The sequence below is a fragment of the Metabacillus sp. RB-C-LZQ-3-1 genome, from assembly GCF_058315175.1.
The window spans coordinates 214,587-233,784 of record NZ_JBZFLI010000006.1; the positions used below are offsets into that span (position 1 = coordinate 214,587).

A 19,198-nucleotide genomic window follows, 5' to 3' on the forward strand; every position below is an offset into this window, starting at 1 on the left:
GGGGAACTATACCTAATAGCAGAGGAAAACCATGTTCACCATGCCTTTTTTGTGTGTAATCCCCCATTAATGGATTATTGAAAACGGTTAATACAGGGTGTTTTTTAGCTTCACAAACTTTTATTACTTGAATTAAGGAACAAAATAGGAGGTTGTAATCATGTTTAAAAATGCATTTGGCGTCTTACAAAAAGTTGGACGTGCCCTGATGTTACCAGTTGCATTATTACCAGCAGCAGGTTTGCTTCTTGCATTAGGGAATGCTCTTCAAAACCAAACACTAACTGATATAGCTCCATTTTTAACAAGTGATTGGGTTGTGCTAATTGCTAGTGTGATGGAGAACGCAGGGAACATTGTCTTTTCGAATTTACCTGTATTATTCGCTGTAGGTGTTGCTATTGGACTAGCCAATGGTGATGGAGTTGCAGGTATTGCTGCTTTAATTGGTTACCTTATAATGAATGTAACGATGAGCAGTATTTTAAAAGGATTAGACATTATTCCTGGAGGCGGGGCAGAACTAACTGAGTTCTTAGCCAACAATAGTGCTGCCTATGGAAATGTTTTAGGGATTCCAACACTTCAGACAGGGGTGTTTGGTGGAATTATCGTTGGTATTATTGCTGCTGCAATGTACAATAGATTCTTTACAATTGAATTACCATCATACTTAGGATTCTTTGCAGGGAAACGTTTCGTTCCAATCATTACAGCAGCTGCAACAGTATTATTAGGGGTTGTGATGTACTTTGTTTGGCCTCCAATCCAAACAGGTTTAAATGCTTTCTCAACGAACTTATTAGATGCTAATAGAACGCTAGCAGCATTTATCTTTGGTGTCATTGAACGTTCATTAATTCCGTTTGGTTTACATCATATTTTCTACTCGCCATTCTGGTTTGAGTTCGGCAGCTATGTAAATGCTGCTGGTGAAACTGTACGTGGTGACCAAACTATTTTCTTTTCACAAATTCGTGATGGTGTTCAGGATTTAACAGCAGGTACATTTATGACAGGTAAATTCCCATTCATGATGTTTGGTTTACCAGCTGCGGCTCTTGCTATTTATCATGAAGCAAAGCCGGAAAACAAAAAAGTTGTTGCAGGTTTAATGGGTTCTGCTGCATTAACTTCTTTCTTAACAGGTATTACAGAACCACTTGAGTTCTCATTCTTATTCGTAGCACCAGTACTATTTGGTATTCATGCTGTATTTGCAGGTTTATCATTTATGATTATGCATATCCTAGATGTAAAAATTGGGATGACATTCTCTGGTGGATTAATTGACTTCTTACTATTTGGAGTTTTAAACCCACAAACAAACTGGTGGTTAGTAATCCCTGTAGGTTTAGTATTTGCAGTTATTTACTACTTCGGATTCCGTTTTGCTATCCGTAAATGGAATCTAGCGACACCTGGTCGTGAAGATGCGGATGTTGAAACTGCAGATGAAGGAAAAGCAAAAGCATCTGGAGGAGATCTTCCATCACAAGTATTAGAGTCACTGGGCGGTTCAGGTAATATTAAGCACTTAGATGCATGTATTACACGTTTACGTGTAACAGTTAACGATAGTAAGAATGTTGATAAAGATCGTCTGAAAAAATTAGGAGCTTCAGGTGTCCTTGAAGTTGGAAATAATATTCAAGCGATTTTCGGTCCTAAATCTGATAACTTAAAAACTCAAATTCAGGACGTTATGTCAGGAAAGCGTCCGGCAGCAACTCAAACACATTCTCAAGAACAAGAAGTTCAAGAACAAGTGGAAGATGTTGTGGCTGACGGAATCAAAAACGAAGTTGTAGACGAAACATTTGTAGCACCGCTTACTGGTGAAATTAAAGAAATCACAGAAGTTCCTGACCAAGTATTCTCTGGAAAAATGATGGGTGATGGTTTTGCTATACTCCCTACAAATGGAACAGTTGTTTCACCTGTAAATGGTAAAATTCTAAATGTTTTCCCTACTAAACATGCGATTGGTATTCAATCTGATGGTGGAAAAGAAATTTTGATTCACTTTGGTATTGATACAGTAAATTTAAAAGGTGAAGGCTTTGAAGCATTTGTACAAGAAGGTGACATTGTTGAACAAGGTCAAAAACTTCTTGAAGTAAACCTTGATTTCGTAAGAGAAAATGCACCATCTGTTATAACACCGATTGTATTTACAAACTTGAAAGAAGGACAATCAGTTAAACTGCAAGCACAAGGAAATGTAGCTGCAAAAGATGCTGATGTGATTTCGATTGAAGATTAATTTAATTACAAAAAAGCTGCCGCACTTGTCATTTGACTAGTGTGGCTGATAAAATAAAAACTTGAGAAAAATGTAGAATTTTAAAGGAGATTGATGAAAAATGGCAGAAAAAACTTTTACAGTAACGGCAGATTCAGGAATTCACGCTCGTCCAGCTACAGTTTTGGTACAAGCTGCAAGTAAATATGATTCAGATGTAAACCTTGAATATAATGGTAAAACAGTTAACTTAAAATCAATTATGGGTGTTATGTCTTTAGGTATTCCAAAAGGATCTCAAATTAAAATTATTGCTGCAGGTTCAGATGCTGATGAAGCAGTTGCAGGTTTAGCAGAAACATTCAAAAATGAAGGGCTAGGCGAATAATGAGTAACCTAAAAGGGATTGGAGCTTCTGCAGGTATTGCGATTGCAAAAGCATACCGTTTAGAGGAACCAGAATTAAAGATAGAACAAAAAACAGTAACAGATAAAGAAGCTGAGAAAAATCGATTTGTAGAAGCCATTAACACTTCTAAATCAGAACTTGAAAAGATTAAAGAGCACGCTAATCGTGAATTAGGTGCAGATAAAGCAGAAATCTTTGCAGCTCATTTACTTGTCCTAAGTGATCCAGAATTATTAAATCCTGTCAAAGATAAAATTGAAACAGAAGGTGTTAATGCTGAATTCGCTATGAAAGAAACAGCAGACATGTTCGTTTCAATGTTTGAATCCATGGACAATGAATACATGAAGGAACGTGCAGCAGATATCCGCGATGTTACTAAGCGTGTTATCGCTCATTTGTTAGGTGTGCAAATTCCTAACCCAAGTCTAATTTCAGAAGAAGTCGTGATCATTGCTGAAGATTTAACTCCTTCTGATACAGCCCAATTAAACCGTCAATTTGTTAAAGGTTTTACAACAGATATTGGCGGACGTACTTCTCACTCAGCTATTATGGCTCGTTCAATGGAGATTCCAGCAGTTGTTGGTACAAAGCAAGCGACAGCTTCAATTGAAAATGGCGTAATGGTAATAGTTGATGGTCTTGATGGAGATGTTATTATCAATCCATCTTCAGATGTGATCGCACAGTACGAAGAAAAGAAAGCAAAATTTGAAGCTCAAAAAGCTGAATGGGCTAAACTTGTAAACGAGCCAACTGTATCTAAAGATGGCCAACATGTTGAGCTTGCAGCAAACATCGGAACTCCTGATGATGTTAAAGGTGTATTAGAAAATGGCGGTGAAGGTGTAGGTCTATACCGTACAGAATTCTTATACATGGGAAGAGATCAACTTCCAACTGAGGAAGAGCAATTTGAAGCTTATAAAACAGTTCTTGAGAGAATGGGAGATAAGCCAGTTGTAGTTCGTACATTAGACATCGGTGGAGATAAAGAATTACCATACTTACATCTTCCAAAAGAAATGAATCCATTCCTTGGATTTAGAGCAATCCGTTTATGCTTGGAAGAACAAGACATCTTCCGTACTCAATTAAGAGCTCTATTACGTGCAAGCAGTTACGGTAATTTAAAAATCATGTTCCCTATGATTGCGACACTTACTGAATTTAGAGAAGCAAAGGCGATTCTTTTAGAAGAAAAAGAAAAGCTTGTTGCAAATGGTACTCAAGTATCAGATTCGATCGAAATTGGTATGATGGTTGAAATTCCATCAACTGCAGTTATGGCTGATCAATTTGCGAAAGAAGTAGATTTCTTTAGTATCGGAACAAATGACTTAATTCAATACACAATGGCAGCAGATCGTATGAATGAGCGCGTATCATATTTATATCAACCATACAATCCAGCAATTTTACGTCTTGTTTCAATGGTTATTGATGCAGCACATAAAGAAGGAAAATGGGCTGGTATGTGTGGAGAAATGGCTGGCGATCCAATCGCAATTCCATTACTTCTTGGTTTAGGTCTTGATGAATTCTCTATGAGTGCTACGTCAATTCTTCCAGCACGTACACAAATTAAAGGATTATCTAAAGAACAAGCACAAAGCATCAAAGAAACTGTTTTATCAATGGATACTACAGAAGAAGTTGTTGCTTTTGTAAAAGAAACATTTCAACTAGATTAATTTTAAAAGGACAGGCCCATAGCCTGTCCTTTTTGCATGTAAGCCTTTTGTAAATAGGAAATTATTTATGTGACTACTAGTGGAACGAAATGCAAAATGTAATGAAGTATAGTACTTATTATTGATATCAATAAAGGAAGGTACAATCATGATTAAACCATTTGTTCCACAACTAGTTTATATAGAACCGAGAGCTTTAGAATATCCTCGTGGGGTAGAATTAAAAGAAAAATTTGAAAAAATGGGGTTGGAAATAAGAGAAACCACATCACATAACCAAGTTCGTAATATTCCTGGAAAAAATCACTTACAACAATACCGAAATGCTAAATCAACCTTAGTTGTAGGTGTAAGAAAGACATTAGAATTTGATACATCAAAGCCATCTGCAGAATATGCAATTCCACTAGCAACAGGTTGTATGGGGCATTGTCATTATTGTTATTTACAAACTACAATGGGAAGTAAACCTTATATTCGCACATATGTGAATATTGAAGAGATTTTTGAACAAGCTCAAACGTATATCAAACAGAGAGCTCCAGAAGTTACCCGTTTTGAAGCATCCTGTACTTCAGATATTGTCGGAATCGACCATCTGACACATTCTCTAAAATCAGCAATTGAATTTTTTGGTCAAATTGATTTGGGAAGATTAAGGTTTGTTACAAAGTTTCATCATGTTGATCATCTCCTGGATGCAAAACATAATGGAAAAACTCGATTTCGTTTCAGTATTAATGCTGATTACGTTATTAAAAATTTTGAACCAGGAACTTCGCCTCTAGATCTACGTATTGAGGCGGCAGGTAAAGTTGCAAAGGCAAAGTATCCATTGGGTTTTATTATTGCACCAATTTATATACACGATGGATGGCAAGAGGGATATAGAGAATTATTTAAAAAGCTAAATGCATCTCTACCAACCGATGTTCGAGATGATATTACTTTTGAGATGATTCAACATCGATTTACAAAGCCTGCAAAAAGAGTCATACAAAAAAACTACCCTAAAACAAAGCTTGAGTTAAATGAGGAAGAAAGAAGATACAAATGGGGAAGATATGGAATTGGAAAATATATTTATCAAAAAGATCAAGAACAAGAACTAAGAAATACGCTTGAAGACTATGTTCATCATTATTTCCCTTTTGCAAAAGTTGAATATTTTACGTAACAAGGTAGCTCCCATCAAATGATGGGTTTTTTTATTTTATCATAGAAGATAAATAATGGTAAAATAAGTTATTAATACATAAGGGGTGGATAATATGGATCTTAACTTAAAAGGTAAAAATGCTTTAGTAGTTGCTTCAAGCCAAGGATTAGGGAAAGCAATCGCAGAGAAATTGTTTGAACAGGGTGCGAATGTAATGATTTCTAGCCGTGACCAAGCAAAATTAGAAAAAATAAAAACAGAACTTGAGAGTACGAATGGAAATGGTCGTATTTTTTTTCAAACCTGTGATATAAAAAATAAGCAAGAAATTGAAAAGTTAGTCTCAGAGACAGTAGCTGAACTAGGCTCTATTGATCTGTTAGTTAATAATGCAGGAGGACCACCTGCGGGCACATTTGAACAAATGACAGATGAAGATTGGCAGCATGCATTTGAATTAAACCTTCTTAGCTATATTCGTATGATAAGAGAGGTACTGCCACATATGAAACAAAAGGGTGGAAAAATCGTCAATATTGCCTCTTCATCAGTAAAAGAGCCAATACCTGGTCTTATTTTATCAAATACATTTCGAACAGGAATTGTCGGTTTGTCAAAAACACTAGCTACTGAGCTGGCACCTTATCAAATATTAATTAATACAGTAGCACCTGGTCGGATTGCTACAGATCGAGTAGCCTTCTTGGATGAAACAGCGGCAAAAAATCAAGGGATTTCGAAGGAAGAAATCGAAGAAAAGATGAGAAAAACGATTCCGCTTGGCAGATATGGCTTACCTGAGGAATTCGCAAATTATGTTGCGTTTCTCTTGTCTGATCATAATAGCTTTATGACAGGTCAAACATTCTTAATTGACGGGGGAATGGTCAAGTCAATTTAAGGCAAAGGCTTAATCTTACAATCATTTATCTAATAAATTTTTAGGAGGAGTAACCGATGAAACAAAAGGTTGGATTTATAGGAATAGGTGTAATGGGGCAAAGCATGGCAAAACATATCCTACAAGCAGGCTATCCATTATATGTTTATACAAGAACAAAGGAAAAAGCAAAAGGTTTGATACAATTAGGTGCTACTTGGATTAACTCAATAAGCGAGCTATCCAAAGAATGTGAATTTATTATTACAATGATTGGCTACCCTAAAGATGTCGAAGACGTATACTTAGGCGAGAATGGTATCATTTCTTCAGCAAAACCAGGTACATATGTGATCGATATGACTACCTCACAACCTTCATTAGCTAAAAAAATATATGAACAAGCAAAGCTGAAAAATATTCAGTCGCTTGACGCACCCGTATCTGGCGGGGACATTGGTGCAAGAGAAGCTCGACTAGCTATTATGGTTGGCGGTGATAAAGACGCCTTTGATCACTGTCTTCCTTTGTTTGAAATAATGGGACAAAACATCGTCTATCAAGGTGAAGCTGGTTCAGGGCAACATACGAAAATGTGTAACCAAATCGCTATTGCGGCAGGAATGATCGGGGTTTGTGAAGCGATTTCCTATGCCAAAAAATCAGGCTTAGACCCTGCAAATGTATTAAAGAGTATAACGACAGGTGCAGCAGGCAGCTGGTCTTTAAGCAATCTTGCTCCACGTATGCTATCAGATGATTTTGAACCAGGATTCTATATTAAACACTTCATTAAAGATATGGGGATAGCGCTTGAAGAATCAAATGCTATGGAGCTTTACACTCCAGGATTAGAACTAGCATATAAATTATATGAGCAATTAGCAAAAGCAGGATATGAAGAAAAAGGTACTCAAGCATTAGTGAAATTATGGCAAGAAAGTTGATTTTTTTACAACTTTTTCTATGAAAAAACGTCTAATAATAAGTGGCTGTCCAATAAAAAAGGACAGCTACTTTTCTTTATTTTTTCCTCTCGTTTTTCACATGAATGTCAAATGAAATCTATCTCTTCTGTCATAATAGTGGTAAAATAAAGGGTAGCCTAAAATAATCATGATTTTTCATATAGAAAAAACAGTAGATAGGAGGGAGTTCTTTGACAGAACGTAATACAAATAAATCAGAGCAGCGAAAGCTTAGAAAATCAAGATATATTAGGACCAATGTGTTCTTTTTTGTTGTTTTTCTATTATTTGTTGCTCTAATCGTTCGGTTAGGAGTTGTACAAATTGTTCAGGGGGAAGAATTTTCGAAGGAAGTCTCTAGGACGGAATCAGATTATGCAAGCCTCCCAGCTCCAAGGGGAAAAATGTATGACCGTTATAACCGTGTTGTCGTTGATAACAAAAGGGTACCAGCGATTACCTATACCGTAGATAAAACGACAAAAGCTGAAGACAAAATCAACACGGCTATCAAGCTTGCGGAGTACATTAGCTATGAACGTGAATACTTAGAAGAAGAGCTAAAGGAACGTGATATTCGAGATTATTGGTTAGCTTCAAATCCGACAGAAGCAAAAGAACTATTATCTGAAAGTGAATTGACTTTAGAGCCATCTGAAACCTATAAATTGCAAGTAGAGCGTGTTCCGGAAGCTGAAATTAAAAAAATACAAAATAGCTTGGAAGAAATGGAATTAGCTTATATTTATACACGTTTTTCGTCTGGTTACCAATATGAACCACAGGTTGTCAAATCATTAAATTTAACAGATGAAGAGGTTGCTCTAGTTGCAGAGCATCTAGAACAGTTACCTGGAGTTGATGTGATTACTGATTGGGGACGTGAATATCCGTATGATTCACTTCAATCCATTTTTGGCGGGGTGACATCACCTGAGCAAGGGATTCTCCAGTCACGTCAGGATTACTACAGTGCCAGAGGTTATGCTAGAAATGAACGAGTTGGAAAAAGTTACCTCGAATATCAATATGAAGACTATTTAAATCCTAGAAAAGCAAAAGTGGAGTACATTTCAGACAAAAGTGGAAACATTGTTTCAGAGCAGGTCGTTGATGAGGGACAAAGAGGATATGATCTAAAGCTATCGTTTGATATGGAATTACAAATGGAAGTCGAAAAAATTGTTGAAGAAGAACTTCGAAAAGCATCTAGAAGTCATTTCCTTATGGACCGTGCCTTTGTTGTGATGATGGACCCTTATCAAGGTGACGTTTTAACAATGGTTGGAAAGATGCTGGATCCTGAAAATCGAAACGGTGAAATGCTTGATTTTGCCTATGGAACCTTTGCAACTCAATATGAAGCAGGTTCAACCGTAAAGGGAGCGACCGTCCTCTCAGGCTATCAAGATGGCTTGCCAATTGGGAAAGGATTTTATGATACTAAGCTATATTTTAAAGGTACTCCTCCGAAAGGGTCTTATAAAAATCTCGGTTATATGACAGATTTAAGCGCCTTACAACTTTCATCAAATGTGTATATGTTTCATGTTGCCTTAAAAATTGCTGATGTAACATATGTGAAAAATGGACCATTAAATGTGTCAACAGAAGATTTCCAAAAGCTTCGTAATTATTTTGCTCAATTTGGTCTTGGTGTTCCAACTGGTATCGATTTACCACAGGAATCATCAGGTTTACAAAGTACACCTGATACAGCAGGTAAAATTTTGGACATTGCAATCGGGCAGTTTGACACATATACACCGCTTCAATTAGCGCAATATGTTTCTGTTATTGCAAATGGCGGTTCGCGTGTTCAACCAAGAATTGTAACAAGCATTCATACACCTGTAGAGGATAATACGCTGGGACCAATTGCAGTAGATAAATCACCAGTAGTGCTAAACCGTATAAATAATACACCTGAAGAGATTGAACGTGTTCAACAAGGATTTAAAATGGTTGTTCAAACTGCTCGTGGAACTGCATCAAGATACATTAATTATGATGTAGCAGGTAAAACAGGTACATCACAAACAAATTACTATGGTCCAAAACGTGAATATTGGGGTAAGCAAACAAATAACTTAAACTTTGTAGGATATTATCCATCCGAAAATCCAGAAATCGCATTTAGTGTTGTCGTGCCATGGGCAAGCAATGACTCAGATGCGGTAAATAAATATATCGCAAACAGAATCGTGAAAGCTTATATTGATCTTCAAAAGAAATATGTTACAACAACTGAAATTGATCAAGAAAAAACATCAAAAGAAGAGGAATAATTGCCTCTTCTTTTTTGTCTATTTCTGCTAAATGATTCATTACATAATTCATTGCTCTCATCACAAAATAAAGGTGATCATCTTTAAGGAGTGATGTAAATGGCAAAACGTACGAAAAAAAATGATCCTCAGCAAAAAAATAAAAAAGGCTTTGATTCAAGTGTCATTGATTCAGAATTCAGTCATGAATTTGGAAGTGCAGCAGCAAATAAAGTCCATAAAGATAAGGCAAAAAAAGAAAAAGCATCTAAAAATAATGGAGAATATAAAGGATAAAACTTGGCGGATAAGCCAAGTTTTTTTAAAATGATAAACTAAAGTTAATTTTTGAGAATCTGATTTTTTATCAATAAAAGTAAAAACAGTTTAGAATAATGAAATTTGATAGATTGACAAACTTTTATAACAAGGTACACTTATTTTAAAGAAATATTCATCAGAAAAAGGATTTTTTACCATATTGATAGAATAGGTTAAGTTAAGAATAAACGATTTATATGTTCGTTATATAAAACTAATGAACTAGTATAGAGGTCATGGAAAAGGTGGGAAACTAATGGAAAGAGGCTTAATAAGTCAAAAGGAAGTGAGTCAGTCTCTAGAACTATATGCTGTTGTCTCTTCAAATGGCCGCTTTCAATATATTTCGTCCAATTCATTAGAATTAATAGGCTACTCAAGCTCTGAATTAATTGGGAAGTTCATGAAGGATTTTATCCATATCGAGGATATATTTTTAGTAGAAAGCTATTTTTATAATGAGCATCACCTTCATCCTTGCTCATTCCGGTTTTTTACAAAATCAGGACGATATGTTTGGTTTGAAGCTGATCTAGACTTTATTCGAAGCAATGTTAAAAAAACTGAACAAGAAATCATTCTCAAAATGAGATTACTAACAAAGGCATCATCTACAAGCACTAGTGAAAGAGAACAAGATGGTACAGTAACATTAAATAGTGAAACGGCATTTGAGCCTCAGGAAAGTTCACTCCTAGAAGATTTACCAACACCAGTTTTTATTTCTAAAAAAGGAAAGCTTTGTTTTGTCAATCAAGCATTTCAGGAATTATTAGGAGCAAATACAAAAGAACAACTACTAGGGAAACATACCTTTGAATTTACTGATAAAGGATTTCATGACGTCATTAAAAATAGAGAATACCGTTTATATCAAGGGGAAAAAATCGGCATTATTGAAGAAATATGGCACACACTCGATGGTCGTGAAATCAGTTTGGAAATTACGGCCGCATTGACGAAATATAAAGGGGAGCCAGCAGAGTTAGTCGTTTTGAATGACATTTCTTCGAGAAGGAATTTTCAAAAAATACTTCAAAAAAGCAGGGAAAGATACCAAAGGCTTATCGACAATTCTATCGATACAATCGCGGTTATTCATAAGGATAAATGGGTGTTTATGAACGAATCAGGTGTAAAGCTTTTTAAGGCAGAGGATTATCCGGAAATGTTAGGCCGAAATATTTATGAATTTTTACATCCAGGTGATCATCAAACAATGAGAAAGTCATTGAAAAGTATTTTGGATGGGACTTCAGACGTACAGCTTACAAAGCAATCTTGGATAATTTCTAAAAACACGAAAATTTTTACAGAAATGGTTTGTATTCCAACAACTTACTATGGGGAAAAAGCAGTTCAGGTAATTCTACGAGACATTTCATACCGTAAAAACACGGAAGAGTTAATGCTAAAGTCTGAAAAATTATCTATTGCTGGACAACTTGCTGCTGGTATAGCACATGAAATACGTAATCCATTAACAGCAATCAAAGGATTTTTGCAAATCATGCAACCAGAGCTTTCCAATCATAGTCAATATTTTCATATCATTTTCTCTGAACTAAACAGAATAGAATTGATCTTAAGTGAGCTTCTCATGTTAGCAAAGCCGCAGGAAACAAAATTTAGGAAAACCAATATGGTGACATTACTCAATGATGTGGCGATCCTTTTGGAAACGCAAGGAAATATGAACAATGTTTCGATAATACAAGAACATACTTTTTCAGATCTACAAGTTAACTGTGATGAAAACCAATTAAAACAAGTGTTTATCAATTTATTCAAAAATGCAATAGATGCTATGCCTAATGGCGGGAAAGTAACTGTGCAAACAGAACAAGTTAACCAATCAGTTAAGATTACTGTAAAGGATGAAGGAGAAGGAATTCCTCCTGAATTTATGGAGAAAATTGGTGAACCTTTCATAACGACAAAAGAAAATGGGAATGGATTAGGTTTAATGATCACATATAAAATTATTGAAAACCATAGAGGTCATATGTGTGTGGAAAGTGAAGTAGGAAAAGGAAGTACATTTACAATCATACTTCCTTGTGAGTAGATCATCGTTAAACTGGAACAACGGCTAATGCCGCTGTTTCAGAGTGTTAACGAATTGATAAAGTCATATTCATTTTTGATTCATGATGTAGTTTTCAATTCGATCCATGGCTTCTTTTAACTGCTCCATTGAGTAAGCATATGATAATCGGACATAACCTTCTCCATATTCTGAAAAAGCACCCCCTGGTACTAAAGCAACACCTGCATTTTTTACTAGAGACAAAGCAAAATCAAAAGAAGTCTGATTAAATTGGCTGATGCTAGGAAATAAATAAAAGGCTCCATTTGGTTTAACCACTTCAAATCCGATTTTAATTAATCGGTCATACACATAATCTAATCGTTCTTTATAGGAAGATTTCATATTATTGGCATCGTTTATTCCATTTGTTAAAGCTTCTAAAGCTGCTTTTTGAGAAATAGATGTCGCACAAGAGACATTGTATTGATGGACTTTTAATAGATGTTTGGCAATAACCTCTGGTGCAAATAGGAAGCCGACCCTCCAACCTGTCATACTATGCGATTTTGATAAGCCATTGATTACAATTGTTTGTTCTCTTAAATGTGTAGCAATAGAATGATGGGTTCCTTCATAAACTAACTCACTATATATTTCATCTGATAAAATAAATATATCTTTTCCTCTTACAAGATCTGCTATGTCACTTAATTCATCATTATTAAGTGTTACACCAGTTGGGTTGGAAGGGTAAGGAAGAACAATACATCTCGTCTTTTCAGTTATGTATGAAGCAAGTAGTTCAGCAGTCAGCTTAAAATCAGTTTTTGTTGTATCCACATAGACAGGAACACCTCCCGCAAGCTTAATTAGAGGCTCATATCCAGGGTAAACAGGACTTGGTAAGATCACTTCACTACCAGCCTCTAATATTGTACGGAATGTACAGTCAATTGCTTGACTCGCACCAACTGTCGTAATGATTTCATTTACTGGAGAATAAGTAAGTCCATATTTTTTATTCACAAATTGGCTGGCAGCCTCTCGTAATTCAATAAATCCAGCATTATGAGTATAGGTGGTGAAATTATCTTCAATTGCCTTCATCCCTGCTTCTTTCACATGATCAGGTGTTGTAAAATCCGGTTGTCCAATTGTAAGAGATATCACATCATCATAATCTGCCACAAGGTTAAAGAACTTTCTAATTCCTGAAAGTTCTATTTCTTTTACTTTAGAATTAACTAAATGTTCCATCGCTAAAGCCCTCCTATGATTGTACGAAATGTAACTATTTGCTTTTGAACATTTCGATTTTTAAAATGTTAAAATGAGCTTAAAATAAACATATAGGAGTAATTTTACCATTTTTATAGAACATGTCATCTTTTTTTCTAAAATCAATCTGACGTATATTGCGTTGTCCTTCTGTAAAAAGACTAGCCTGGATATAAGATTGGGAATATATGATCATTACGGTCATAAATGTTATCTAACTTTCGAAAGGTATTAATATAATACTTTAAGACTATTGAGGTGATAATAATGAGTGAAGTAAAACCATTATTAACCAAAGAAGAACAAGAGCTTATTGATAAGCTTGAAAGTGAAATGCTATTTGCTCTTACAAGCGCACATATTAAATTCTATAAAAATGAAATTCAAACAATTATTTCACAAGCGAAACGAAGACAAGCGTTTCTAACAAAACATGTGTATGAATTATAATAAAGAGGGGTTCTCAAGACAAAAGTCAATGAGAACCTCTTTATTTACCTTTAATACTCTTATTACATCGAATATTTATTGATTTCGCGGACGAGTTTTTTTTGCTTTTTTATTAATCGATGTAAGATCTTTAGAAATCTCAGGATCTGTAATTGCTTTAGCTGTTTGAAGTCCAGATTTTGTTTTAATATTACGTTTTGTCATATCAATGACCTCCTAGTTCATTTTTTTGTCTTGCAACTATACTTATTTTCACAATTTTTTCCTTCTTAATTTTTTAATAGCAGCTAAATGAGCGGATTTCATTGAGGTCAATACCAAAGTAAACCCAACGAAATTGACGTCTTCTCCAACGATATCCCGCAATAGAATTACGGCCAACGAATATTGGATAATACCAGAAGCTGCGGCCATTGTTTAAGCGAATGTACGTAAAGCGGTATAGGCATGGACGAATTCCTCCAGGATCAACTGCAAATATTCCTATCTGACTTTGAGATTGGAGGGGAGGAATCTCACTTGGTGGTGGTCCTAGTGGCGGACCAGCTTGACCTGGAGCTCCAATTCCTCCTGGAGGTCCGAATGGAGGTTGATCACCTCCGCCGCTAGGAGGACCAAATGGCGGAAATCCCGGTATTTGAATTGTAAACTGACGATGGTATGGATATGGATACATGTAAAATCTCCTCTCATAAAACCTTCACGTTTACTTTATGCAAATGTTCTTAATAGGTGAATGTCCATATTTAATTTAAGGATTACCTGTATGTATAGGTTTTCTAAAGTTTTGAACGCTGCATAAAAAAGAACAACTCAGTGAATAGAGCTGTTCTTTATAATTAAATGTTAACGAATAAGTGTCTCAACAGTTTTTGTTTGTAAATCTACCATATACCATGCCTCACTCTTTTCCCTATTTCCTTCAAGTGAATAGACATGTACGATATAATGTCCATCTTCCACATGATCATATTGCACAATTGTATTTTCATCTCTTTTTACGCCCAGTTTTTCTTTTACTAACTCTTCTGCTTGTGTGGGGTGAAGTGGTTCACGGTCCTGGTCAAAATTCACCTCTTCCCGTGCTTCTACAAGTACATCATCATTTGTTCTTACGTGATCATTCCCTGTTTGAAGTAAACCCTCTTCTTCTTGGTTTATATTTGTTGCTTCATCCTCATCCACGATATTACATGCAGTTAATAGGTACAATGTAAAGAAGAACATCGCATACTTTTTCATATTTCACCTCTACTATGCATATTTACAGTAACTTTATTTTGTGAAAAAGAATGAATTTTATACAAAAGATATTTAGGTTGAAGGCAACAATGCAAGAAGAAAAGGCAGACGATTGTCTGCCTTAATGAAGAGTATGAAAAACAAAATTTAATAAAAATAACAAAGCGATGATATAGAGCGCAGGTTTTACTTCATGTTTTCTTTTTAAGATAACTTTTAATATTGGGTACATAATAAAACCAAATGCCATACCATCCACAATACTATAAGTAAATGGAATTAAAGCAATGATAAGAAAAGCTGGGAAGCTTTCACTAAAATCATTTAAATCAATATGTTGAATATTTTGGATCATTAAACTGCCAATTAAGATAAGAATTGGTGCGATAGCACTGTCTGGTATTACTTTAATTATAGGTAGAAACAATAATGAGCTTAAAAAGAGTAGACCAGTTGTAATTGACGTTAAACCCGTTCTTCCACCTGCAGTTATTCCAGCAGCTGTTTCAACCGTACTAACAGTAGGACTTGAGCCAAAAATCCCTGATGTTATGGTTGATAGGGCATTGGCTTGAAAAGAACGATTATATCGTTCAGGCCGATTAATCATATGAACCTGACCAAATACAAGTCCGATATTTTCAAATACAATGACCATCGTCAACGAGAATGTCGCTGTCCAAAATGCAAGATCCATTATACGGTTAAAGGACATAGCGAAAAATACATCCTTGTATACAGTAAAAGCATCGAGTGGTTTAGTGGAAAAATCGAATTCAAGTAAACCAAAGAAAGCAGCCAAAACAGTTCCAACCAAAATACTGATTAGAAAATTCCCAGGTACTTGTCTTGTAAATAAGCCAACTGTAACAATTAATGTCAAAAGTGTTACAATAACCGAGGGCTGGCTAAAATCACCTAACGCCACAAAGGTCTCACTATTTAGAACAACAATTCCACCCTTTTGCAATCCAATAAATGTTAAAAAGAATCCAATACCAACCGTAATCGCCTCTTTTAATGAAAGAGGAATAGATTCTGAAATAATGACAGAAAGCTTAGTAAATGCGATCAGAGTAAATAAGATCCCAGATACAAATACGACGGCTAAGCCTTCTTGCCACGTTAGCCCCATTCCCATCACAATTGTGTAGGTAAAGAGTGCATTGACCCCCATACCTGGTACAAGGATGATCGGTGTGTTTCCGAAAAACCCCATAATAAGACAGCCGACAATGGATGTCAAAACAGTTGCTATAATACCGGCCTCTAATGGGATTCCTGCATCAGATAAGATAGAGGCATTTACAACGACAATATAAACAATCGTAAAGAAGGAGACTGTCCCGGCAAGTAATTCCTTTTTTATAGAGGTCTTATTATCATTTAATCGAAAAAATTTATCCAATGTTTACCTTCCTTAAGTGTAACCCTCAACCCACCCTGTAAATCGTATGTTATACAATTTACAAATGGATTATATCAGGAGTATCACAAGTTTGCATCATTTTTTCATTAGTGAAATCAGAAAAAAATGTAGATCGTTTATTATGATGGCTTAAAAAGGATTAAAACATGTAGGCTTGCAAGTAACATCGAGCTTATTTTTGTTTAACGAAAATCATTAGACGCAGTTTTAGTAAAGTAAAAAAAGATCAAACTTTATTCGTTTCTATGCTTGAGACAACTATTCGTATACATATATATGTGTAGAGCTTAGAGAGAAAGGGCGTGATGTCTCTGGCACGCAAGATATGGGGAGTGGATTCTGCCGGCACTGTTGATCAGGAATTGTTTAATTATGTAAGAAGTCAATTTGGTTTGCCAAAATATTGGGGAAGATATCTTTCTGAAATTCCGAATGTGTCAAGCGGCTTAACAAAAGAAGAAATAAGCTTTCTTAGAGATAAAGGAATAAAGGTATTACCGATATATAATGTCATAAAAGAGGCTGTTGGATACGATCAGGCACAAATTGGGGTTAGAAATGCGGTATACCATGCAAGGAGGTTAGGATTTCCAAAAGAGACTATATTGTTTGCCAACATTGAAAACTCTATTCATGTTGATTCATTATGGATCAGGGTGTGGGTGGAAACACTTATTCCAACAGGCTATAGGCCAGGATTTTATTATGACTCATTACATGGTGATTTTGCTAAAGCATATTGCCAAGCAGCGAAAGAAAATAATGAAGTTGCAATCCAAGCAATTCTATGGAGTGTTGAACCTGAAACAGGTGCTACATCAGAAAGAAAGGCACCAAGATTTAATCCTGCAATTCCGAATTGCAAAGCGAATGTATGGGTGTGGCAATATGGACGGGATGCTAATCAATATCAGGTTGATACAAATTTAGCAGATGATAGACTATTAAATTTCTTATTTTGATAACAAAGCTTGGAATAACCCCCCAAGTTACACTTAATGTACATACTCTACGTGCTATCATAAATCTCATCTTTAACCATTTAAAAATATACTTCAATTTCTGTAAATTATGCCGATATATAGACTACTAATGTTTTAATGGAAGGAAGTATAGATAGCATGGACCAACAAAAAGGCATTTTACTTGAAAGCGGCACAAATGAACTTGAAATAGTGGAATTTAGTATAGGGCAAAGTAAGTTTGGGATTAATGTTATTAAGGTAAAAGAAATTATTCAGCCTGTTCAAGTAACCAAGATTCCACATTCCCATCCGAATGTTGAAGGAATAATAGAAATACGAGGAGAAATTCTTCCTGTGGTAGATGTAGCTAAAGCTCTGGGCTATCCTAAGAGTGACAGTCCAATGGATGAGAAGTTTATTGTGACCGAATTTAATCAAACAAAAGTAGTTTTCCATGTTCATTCGGTTACACAAATACACCGAATCTCATGGGATAAAATTGAAAAACCATCAGCTATGTACCAAGGACTTGAAAGTCAAATAACAGGCGTAGTGAAAATGAATGATCAAATGATTTTGCTTTTGGATTTTGAAAAGATTGTCGTTGATATAAATCCAGAATCTGGTATTAACATTGAAAATATAAAAAAATTAGGACAAAGAGAAAGATCTGAAAAGAAACTAGTTATTGCCGAGGATTCTCCACTGCTTAGGAAATTACTGCAAGAAACATTAAACGAGGCAGGCTTTCATCAAATTGAGTTTTTTGAAAATGGTAAAGATGCCTTATTTTACTTAAATTCAATTGTGGAATCTGGAAAAGCTATTGAGGATGAAGTACAACTTCTCATTACTGATGTTGAAATGCCTCAAATGGATGGTCATCATTTAACAAAGCGGATTAAAGATGATCAGTCCTTGAATATATTGCCTATTATTATTTTTTCTTCACTGATCACGGAGGATCTTCGGCACAAAGGACAATTGGTTGGAGCTAGTTCGCAAATTAGTAAACCTGAAATTAATCAACTCGTCGAACAAATTGATAAACATATCTTATAGTTTTAAGGCTATCATGTATAAAACAAACATGATAGCCTTTTCCATACGATCAAAAGTATGAAATCTTTATGAATGGTAGGTTATGAAAAACTAAGGGTTTTACCTGTAACTTTCACCTAATTTTTTAAACACAGGCTTTTCATATGTACGTGTTTTTTTTGAATGAAATGATTGAGCAGGCTTTTTTTCTTCTTTCATACCAACATAGTTTTGTAATAGAATTTTTGCTTTTGATAATGACATATGTGCTTTGGGATTTCGATAGGTTTGATTTAAAGAACCTAAGTGTGGAAGTTTATCGAAGTCATCTTTTGTAGGAGGCATATGAAAGTAATACTCTCCAGCTGAAACTAATACATCTGATTGTTGTTTGCTATATTTCGGATTGTTTGAAAAGTGAAGTCCTTTTTTTTCAGCTTTCCCTTCGTGGACTAGCTTCAATAACGCTTTCTTTTTTAAAGCATAAAGAAATTTTGGGTTTGGTGCGGTTTTGGCATGTCTATTAACGACATAAATAGCACGCGCGAGGTTTTCTATTGATAGTTGTTTACTTGGATCGAGTCGATTATGATCCTCCATTGGTTCTCTCCTTTTCTTGGTACACTTTCAGTTTATAACTTTCTTAGTTAAATTATACTTGCTATATAGTAAAATGCAACTAATTGCGGTATTTATTTTGAAAAATTCGCTAAAACTTTATCTTCAAAAATCTTATATTAACAATGGGTTTCTCCTTCTTGTAAGCAAACGAAAGAACGATTAGTTAAACAAAATGAAAAATGTATCTGCTTAAC

At 35.2% G+C, this 19,198-nt stretch carries 18 protein-coding genes; 12 read left to right on the forward strand and 6 right to left on the reverse strand.

Annotated features, from left to right (window positions below; translation table 11 throughout):
- The first annotated feature begins 160 nt into the window (after positions 1-160).
- The 9 genes from ptsG to AC4GZ8_RS12155 all read left to right on the forward strand — a co-directional run bounded on the left by ptsG (position 161) and on the right by AC4GZ8_RS12155 (position 12,014).
- Positions 161-2,266, forward strand: coding sequence for a glucose-specific PTS transporter subunit IIBC (gene ptsG, locus AC4GZ8_RS12115; RefSeq protein WP_491082103.1), 2,106 nt, complete (start codon positions 161-163; stop codon positions 2,264-2,266).
- A gap of 100 nt (positions 2,267-2,366) precedes the next feature.
- Positions 2,367-2,633, forward strand: a complete 267-nt coding sequence (locus AC4GZ8_RS12120) for a phosphocarrier protein HPr (protein ID WP_491082104.1) — start codon at positions 2,367-2,369, stop codon at positions 2,631-2,633.
- Positions 2,633-4,351 carry a phosphoenolpyruvate--protein phosphotransferase gene (gene ptsP, locus AC4GZ8_RS12125; protein ID WP_491082105.1) on the forward strand — a complete coding sequence of 573 codons (1,719 nt, stop codon included), beginning with the start codon at positions 2,633-2,635 and terminating at the stop codon, positions 4,349-4,351. The genes AC4GZ8_RS12120 and ptsP overlap by 1 nt, the downstream gene beginning before the upstream one ends.
- Positions 4,352-4,499: 148 nt before the next feature.
- On the forward strand, positions 4,500-5,528 hold the full coding sequence (splB, locus tag AC4GZ8_RS12130) for a spore photoproduct lyase (protein WP_491082106.1): 1,029 nt from the start codon (positions 4,500-4,502) through the stop codon (positions 5,526-5,528).
- Positions 5,529-5,622: 94 nt separating this feature from the next.
- Positions 5,623-6,411: an SDR family oxidoreductase gene (locus AC4GZ8_RS12135; protein ID WP_491082107.1), complete on the forward strand. Its 789-nt coding sequence runs from the start codon at positions 5,623-5,625 to the stop codon at positions 6,409-6,411.
- Positions 6,412-6,467: 56 nt separating this feature from the next.
- Positions 6,468-7,337, forward strand: coding sequence for an NAD(P)-dependent oxidoreductase (locus AC4GZ8_RS12140; protein ID WP_491082108.1), 870 nt, complete (start codon positions 6,468-6,470; stop codon positions 7,335-7,337).
- 212 nt (positions 7,338-7,549) lie between these two features.
- On the forward strand, positions 7,550-9,646 hold the full coding sequence (locus tag AC4GZ8_RS12145; protein ID WP_491082109.1) for a peptidoglycan D,D-transpeptidase FtsI family protein: 2,097 nt from the start codon (positions 7,550-7,552) through the stop codon (positions 9,644-9,646).
- A 99-nt stretch (positions 9,647-9,745) separates the two neighbouring features.
- Positions 9,746-9,922: a hypothetical protein gene (locus tag AC4GZ8_RS12150; RefSeq protein ID WP_175638793.1), complete on the forward strand. Its 177-nt coding sequence runs from the start codon at positions 9,746-9,748 to the stop codon at positions 9,920-9,922.
- 280 nt (positions 9,923-10,202) lie between these two features.
- Positions 10,203-12,014, forward strand: coding sequence for a PAS domain S-box protein (locus AC4GZ8_RS12155; protein WP_491082110.1), 1,812 nt, complete (start codon positions 10,203-10,205; stop codon positions 12,012-12,014).
- Between the two features lie 69 nt (positions 12,015-12,083).
- On the opposite strand, the gene AC4GZ8_RS12160 is transcribed toward AC4GZ8_RS12155, so the two are convergent.
- Positions 12,084-13,235 (reverse strand): aminotransferase A, encoded by a 1,152-nt coding sequence (locus tag AC4GZ8_RS12160; protein WP_491082111.1) that lies wholly within the window; start codon positions 13,233-13,235, stop codon positions 12,084-12,086.
- A 288-nt stretch (positions 13,236-13,523) separates the two neighbouring features.
- Between AC4GZ8_RS12160 and AC4GZ8_RS12165 the strand changes: the two genes are divergently transcribed.
- Complete coding sequence (locus AC4GZ8_RS12165; RefSeq protein ID WP_491082112.1) at positions 13,524-13,706, forward strand: hypothetical protein; 183 nt, start codon at positions 13,524-13,526, stop codon at positions 13,704-13,706.
- A 75-nt stretch (positions 13,707-13,781) separates the two neighbouring features.
- Here the strand turns inward: AC4GZ8_RS12165 and AC4GZ8_RS12170 are convergent, their stop codons facing one another.
- The 4 genes from AC4GZ8_RS12170 to AC4GZ8_RS12185 form a co-directional block, all read right to left on the reverse strand.
- On the reverse strand, positions 13,782-13,910 hold the full coding sequence (locus AC4GZ8_RS12170; protein WP_491082113.1) for a hypothetical protein: 129 nt from the start codon (positions 13,908-13,910) through the stop codon (positions 13,782-13,784).
- Positions 13,911-13,983: 73 nt separating this feature from the next.
- A complete protein-coding gene (locus AC4GZ8_RS12175) occupies positions 13,984-14,382 on the reverse strand; it encodes a transporter (protein WP_491082114.1) in 399 nt (132 codons plus the stop codon).
- A gap of 170 nt (positions 14,383-14,552) precedes the next feature.
- A complete protein-coding gene (locus AC4GZ8_RS12180; RefSeq protein ID WP_491082115.1) occupies positions 14,553-14,948 on the reverse strand; it encodes a hypothetical protein in 396 nt (131 codons plus the stop codon).
- 121 nt (positions 14,949-15,069) lie between these two features.
- Positions 15,070-16,356, reverse strand: coding sequence for an NCS2 family permease (locus tag AC4GZ8_RS12185; protein WP_491082116.1), 1,287 nt, complete (start codon positions 16,354-16,356; stop codon positions 15,070-15,072).
- Between the two features lie 332 nt (positions 16,357-16,688).
- Between AC4GZ8_RS12185 and AC4GZ8_RS12190 the strand changes: the two genes are divergently transcribed.
- Both AC4GZ8_RS12190 and AC4GZ8_RS12195 read left to right on the forward strand, forming a co-directional pair.
- Positions 16,689-17,339, forward strand: a complete 651-nt coding sequence (locus AC4GZ8_RS12190) for a glycoside hydrolase domain-containing protein (protein ID WP_491082232.1) — start codon at positions 16,689-16,691, stop codon at positions 17,337-17,339.
- A 159-nt stretch (positions 17,340-17,498) separates the two neighbouring features.
- Positions 17,499-18,404: a chemotaxis protein gene (locus AC4GZ8_RS12195; RefSeq protein WP_491082117.1), complete on the forward strand. Its 906-nt coding sequence runs from the start codon at positions 17,499-17,501 to the stop codon at positions 18,402-18,404.
- A gap of 99 nt (positions 18,405-18,503) precedes the next feature.
- Here the strand turns inward: AC4GZ8_RS12195 and AC4GZ8_RS12200 are convergent, their stop codons facing one another.
- Positions 18,504-18,983, reverse strand: coding sequence for a YkyB family protein (locus AC4GZ8_RS12200; RefSeq protein WP_491082118.1), 480 nt, complete (start codon positions 18,981-18,983; stop codon positions 18,504-18,506).
- Positions 18,984-19,198 lie beyond the last annotated feature (215 nt).